This is a genomic window from Bradyrhizobium sp. (assembly GCF_019242285.1).
Taxonomy (GTDB): domain Bacteria; phylum Pseudomonadota; class Alphaproteobacteria; order Rhizobiales; family Xanthobacteraceae; genus Bradyrhizobium.
In genome coordinates this window covers 1-5,359 of record NZ_JAFAVV010000603.1, presented here as the reverse complement: position 1 = coordinate 5,359, position 5,359 = coordinate 1, and the positions used below count along the sequence as shown (strand labels likewise).

Sequence of the window (5,359 nt, the reverse complement as noted above, 5' to 3'; positions counted from 1 at the left end):
GCTCCAGGATGTCGCGGCCAAGGCCGGGACCACGCTGATCATCCCGCCGCCCGCGCTCTGCACCGACAATGGCGCGATGATCGCCTGGGCCGGCGCCGAGCGGCTCGCGCTCGGCCTGACCGACGATCTCGCCGCGCCGCCGCGCGCGCGCTGGCTGCTCGACGCGAACGCGACCGTGCCGGCCGGTTATGCCAACACGCGAGCGGGATTTTAGGAATTTCGAATGGATGGACGCTGCTGCCACGCGCTCACTCTTCACCTCTCCCCGCTCGCGGGGAGAGGTCGGATTGCATCGCCAGATGCGATCCAAGTGAGGGGGACTCTCCACGAGTCCCGCCGCCGAAACAGCCCCTCATCCCAACCCTCTCCCCGCATCCGCCTTCGCCGAGGCTTCGGCGGACAAGCGGACGGAGAGAGGGAGCGCATCTGAGGGCTTGGCATGCCGACCTTCCACTCCATCGCTGTCATCGGCGCCGGGGCCTGGGGCACGGCGCTGGCCGAGGTGGCGGTGCGCGCCGGTCGCACGGTGACGCTCTATGCCCGCGATGCCGGGCATGCGGCGCGGATCGCATCGAGCCGGGAAAATCCGCGGCTTCCGGGCGTCAAACTATCCGAGGAGATCGCGGTCACCCATGACCTCGCGCATGCGGCGCGCGCGGACGCCATGCTGATCGTGACGCCCGCGCAGCATCTCCGCGGCGCGGCGAATGCGCTGGCGCCGCATCTGCGCGCGGGCACGCCGGTGATCGCCTGCGCCAAGGGCATCGAGCATGGCACGCATCGCTTCATGACCGAGGTGATCGCCGAGGCCGCGCCGCAGGCGCGCCCCGCGATCCTGTCGGGTCCGAGCTTTGCCGACGACGTCGCACGCGGCCTGCCGACCGCGGTGACCCTGGCGGCCAGGGACGACGCGCTGGCGCGCGAGCTGGTGCAGGCGCTGGGGTCTTCGACCTTCAGGCCCTATCACACCACCGACGTGCGCGGCGTCGAGATCGGCGGGGCCGCCAAGAACGTGCTCGCAATCGCCGCCGGCATCGTGGTCGGCCGAAGGCTCGGCGCCTCGGCGCAGGCGGCGCTGATCACGCGCGGCTTCGCCGAATTGTCGCGCTTTGGCCGTGCCTTCGGCGCTCGGCCAGAGACGCTGGTCGGCCTCTCCGGCCTCGGGGATCTGATCCTGACCTGCGACAGCCCGCAGTCGCGCAATTTCGCCCTTGGCGCGGCGCTCGGCCGCGGCGAGCCGAAACCCGCCGGCAAGCTCGCCGAGGGCGAGTCCACCGCGCCGGTGCTGGTCGAGCTCGCGGCTTCGCAAAAGGTCGATATGCCGGTTTCGCAAGCCGCCGCGGCGATCCTGGGCGGCGCGCTCACCATCGACGCCGCGATCGAAGGCCTTCTCACCCGCCCCTTCAAGGCGGAAGAGTGAGCATGCCTGCTCCCGCCTCACCTCCTCTTCACGACACCTGCACGCCGTAATAGCGTGAGCGCGGACCGGTGACGTCCGGTCGATCAACGAAAATCAAAGGGGAAACGCATGCGCAGGGTTCATTGCGCCATTGCCTCGGTGGCGATCACCATGGCTGTCATCCAATTCACTCCAGCACGCGCGCAGCAGACTGCGGCGGTGCCATATGACGAGCTCGCCAGGAGCGAGGCCGAGGCCAACGCCCAGAACGGCACGCGGGTGGCCCCGGTGAAGTCGATCGGCAATCCCGACGATGGCGTGAGCTCCCAGATGCAGGCGATGATCGGCGCGCCCTATCCGCCGCATTTCAATGCCGACCCGAAGACGCCGGCCGAATGGAAGGAGCTGATCGACCGCCGCGCCAAGCTCGCGATCGCAAACGTCCCGGCGATGAAGCAGAAGCTCGGCGTCAAGGTCGAGGAGACAAAAATTGCCGGCGTGCATTGCTTCGTCGTGACACCGAGCAAAATTCCGCCCGAGAACCGTCGGCGGCTGCTGGTTCACGTCCATGGCGGCGGCTATGTGTTCGGGCCCGGCGAGGCCGCGCTGCCGGAAGCGATCATGATGGCGGGTTTCGGCGGCTTCAAGGTGATCTCGGTCGACTATCGCATGCCGCCCGACTTCCCCTATCCCGCCGCGATGGACGACGCCATGGCGGTGTGGAAGGACACCGTGAAGCACAACGATCACCGCCGCATCGCGATCTTCGGCACCTCGACCGGAGGCGCGATGACGCTCGCGATGGTGCTGCGCGCCAGGGACGAGAAGCTGCCGCTGCCGGCGGCGATCGCGCCGGGCACGCCCTGGGCCGACATCGACAAGATCGGCGACAGCTACAAGTCCAACGAATGGGTCGACAACGTGCTGGTGACCTGGGACGGCTGGCTCGGCCGCGCCGCGAAGCTCTACGCCAACGGCACCGACCTGAAGAACCCGTACATCTCGCCGATCTACGGCGACTTCAAGGGCTTTCCGCCAACCATCCTGACATCGGGCACGCGCGATTTGTTCCTCAGCAACACGGTGCGCACCCACCGCAAGCTGCGCCGCGCCGGCGTCATCGCCGACCTCAACGTCTATGAGGGGCAATCGCATGCGCAGTACCAGTTCAACGTCGACGCGCCGGAGACCAAGGAAGCCTTCACCGACATCGCGAAATTCTTCGGCCGATATCTCGGCGAATGAGCGGGCGGCGGAGCTGGCCGGGCTTGACCCGGCCAGCTCCGTCTTCTTTCATCGCGCCGGTCGAGAGGAAGGGTGATCGCGTCATGAACTACTGGCTGGTGAAATCCGAACCGTCGTCGTGGTCGTGGGACCAGCAGGTCGACAAGGGCGCCAAGGGCGAAGCCTGGACCGGCGTGCGCAACTTCACCGCGCGGCAGAACCTCGTCAACATGAAGAAGGGCGACAAGGCGTTCTTCTATCATTCCAACGAAGGCAAGGAGATCGTCGGCATCGCCGAGGTCGTCAAGGAAGCCTATCCCGATCCGACCGACAAGACCGGCAAATTCGTCTGCGTCGACATCAAGGCCGACAAGAAGCTGCCGAAGCCGGTGACCATGGTCGCGATCAAGGCCGACAAGAAGCTCGCCGAGATGGCGCTGGTGAAATATTCCAGGCTGTCGGTGCAGCCGGTGACGGCGGAGGAATGGAAGCTGGTGTGCAAGATGGGCGGACTTTGACCCGATATCGCAGCACCGCATCATAGTGGTCAGGTGCCGTCATTCCGGGGCGCCAACGGGTCCGCGCAAGGCGCGGCCCGGTGGTGCGAGCCCGGCAGGGATATCGAGCGTCACGTGACTTATCACGGCCGCTCACCCCACCCACCCCAGCAGCCGGAACCACAAATAATACAGCGGCCCGAGCACTGCATACGAGATCGCGCTCGTCACCACGCAGGCCTTGATCGCGGTAGGCGTCGGGATTTTCGCGAGGCCGATGGCGACGACCAGTGGCGCGGCCTGGTAGGGCAGCCAAGGCGTCGAATAGACGAACACCTGCGACATCAGCACGGTCGGCAGCGCGAGGCCCGCATGGTCGGCGAGCGATTGCGCCAGCGGCGTGTACACGGCGGGCAGGCCGTTGGCGGTCACGACGAAATTCAGCACGCTGGCGAGCCCGATCATGGAGGCGAAGGACGCGGCGGGTCGCGCGGGATCGAGCGGCAGCAGCGAGATCAGGAGATCGCCGATCCGGCTGCCGAGTCCCGACCAGGCGACCACTGCCGCAAGTCCCAGAATGCCGGCGAGGAAGAGGCAGGTGCGGATGTTGGCGCCGGCGGCGAATTCGTCGCTGGTGAGGAAGCCCACGCGCGGCAGCAGGCAGAGGCAGGCGGAGACCAGGCCAATCCAGGCCGGACGGATGCCGTGCCAGGCGTCCGTCATCCAGAGCAGCAGCGTGAGCAGCAGGATCACCGCGAGCCGCAACTCCGCCGCCCTCCATCTCAAAGGCTCCGTCCCCGGCGGAAGCGGTTTGGGCGAGGCCGGAAACATCCTCACCAGGCAGGCGACGATGAGGATGCCCTTGAGCACGCCGATGATCGGCGCGTGCAGCAGGAGATAGGGCATGTAGTTGAAGGTGACGCCATAGGCGCGTTCGGCCGCGCCCGTCATGATCAGGTTCGGCACGTTCGCCGGCAGGATCGAGGCGGACAGCTCGTAGGTGCCCAAGCCCACCCCGATCGCGAGCGCGGCCCGCCCCGTCGAGCCTTCATGCAGGCCGGCGCGATCGGCGAGCGCCATCACGATCGGCATCAGCAGCGCGATGCGGCCCATGTTGGAGGGCATCACGAAGGCGAGCGCATAGGTCAACAGCACGACGCCCGCCACCATCTGCGGCCAGGAGCCGGTCAGCGCGTTGGCGAGGCCGCGCGCGATCCTGTCCGCCAGGCCCACTTTCCGGATCGCGGTGCCCAGCACGAAGCCGCCGAGCACCAGCCAGAACGCTTCCGACTGGAAGCCGGAGAACAGCACGTCCGCCGGCGCCGCGCGGAACAGCGTGATCGCGGCGAAGAACAGCAGTGCGACGAGGTATTCCGGCAGCAGGTTGGTGGCCCATAACAGGATCGCCGCGGCTGCGAACCAGCCGGGATGAACGGACCATGCGGTGACGGCAATAGAGGTCATGGCGGGGAATTGCCCGTGAATGGCGCGGGTAGACGGCGCTCTCGGTATCATCCCCGTTTTTGCAGCGCCTGCGTTTTTTGCCGATCCCCTGCAGACGAGGCATGCGCAAACTGCCCGTCGCGCCAACGCGCGCCGCGCAATACGCCTTCTGATTTACAGAATCATACTTGACGAAAATCCGAATCAGAGGCATAATCCGCGCCGTCCCGCTGCCATTCGAGGGGCGCTTCGCGATCGTCACGAACGTTGGCAGCGGGATGCGGTGGACGCCTTGGCGCACGCGACGAGCGCGCTCGAGGCGGACGGCGAAAGCGTGTGGTCCTGGCCTCCCGACGCTGAGGCCAAGTCAGCGGATGATGATTCCGCCGACGACGGGGGCAAGAAAGCCCGGTCCCCGGGGAGAGCACGTATAAGCGTTAACACCATCGCGCAGGGAAGGCCGGATGTCTCGGCTCGTACCTGTGGTGACTGCCGCCTGCGTTTCTTGTTGCAGGCGGGCCATGGGTGCGACCGGCACCCGGCCTTCCCTGCGCCCTCGTTGATTCAAGGGGCGCTTCGTTTGGAAAAACTCGGGCGAGTAACGCCGCGAGAAGGTGGAGACGCGTCCCGGTCCTGTAGGGTGGGCAAAGCGGCCACATGCACCAAAGTCCACCACGCAAAGGCAGAAGCGTGCCCACCATTCAGAGCGAGGCTGTCGGACCGATGGTGGGCACGACGCTTCCGCCTTCGCTCTGCGAGCTACGGCGGACGCGGTCGCGTCTTTGCCCTGCCTACG

At 66.8% G+C, this 5,359-nt stretch carries 4 protein-coding genes and 1 pseudogene; 4 read left to right on the top strand and 1 reads right to left on the bottom strand.

Annotated elements, in window-relative coordinates; genetic code table 11:
- From JOY90_RS24675 to JOY90_RS24660, 4 genes and pseudogenes are all read left to right on the top strand, one after another.
- Positions 1 to 214: pseudogene (locus tag JOY90_RS24675) on the top strand (tRNA (adenosine(37)-N6)-threonylcarbamoyltransferase complex transferase subunit TsaD); the annotation flags it as partial.
- Between the two features lie 225 nt (positions 215 to 439).
- Entirely contained in the window at positions 440 to 1,420 is a 981-nt protein-coding gene (locus tag JOY90_RS24670) for an NAD(P)H-dependent glycerol-3-phosphate dehydrogenase (RefSeq protein ID WP_291693722.1), read from the top strand.
- 108 nt (positions 1,421 to 1,528) lie between these two features.
- A complete protein-coding gene (locus JOY90_RS24665; RefSeq protein ID WP_291693721.1) occupies positions 1,529 to 2,644 on the top strand; it encodes an alpha/beta hydrolase in 1,116 nt (371 codons plus the stop codon).
- Between the two features lie 83 nt (positions 2,645 to 2,727).
- On the top strand, positions 2,728 to 3,141 hold the full coding sequence (locus tag JOY90_RS24660) for an EVE domain-containing protein (RefSeq protein ID WP_291693720.1): 414 nt from the start codon (positions 2,728 to 2,730) through the stop codon (positions 3,139 to 3,141).
- A 132-nt stretch (positions 3,142 to 3,273) separates the two neighbouring features.
- Here the strand turns inward: JOY90_RS24660 and JOY90_RS24655 are convergent, their stop codons facing one another.
- A complete protein-coding gene (locus tag JOY90_RS24655) occupies positions 3,274 to 4,584 on the bottom strand; it encodes an SLC13 family permease (protein WP_291693719.1) in 1,311 nt (436 codons plus the stop codon).
- Positions 4,585 to 5,359: the final 775 nt, after the last annotated feature.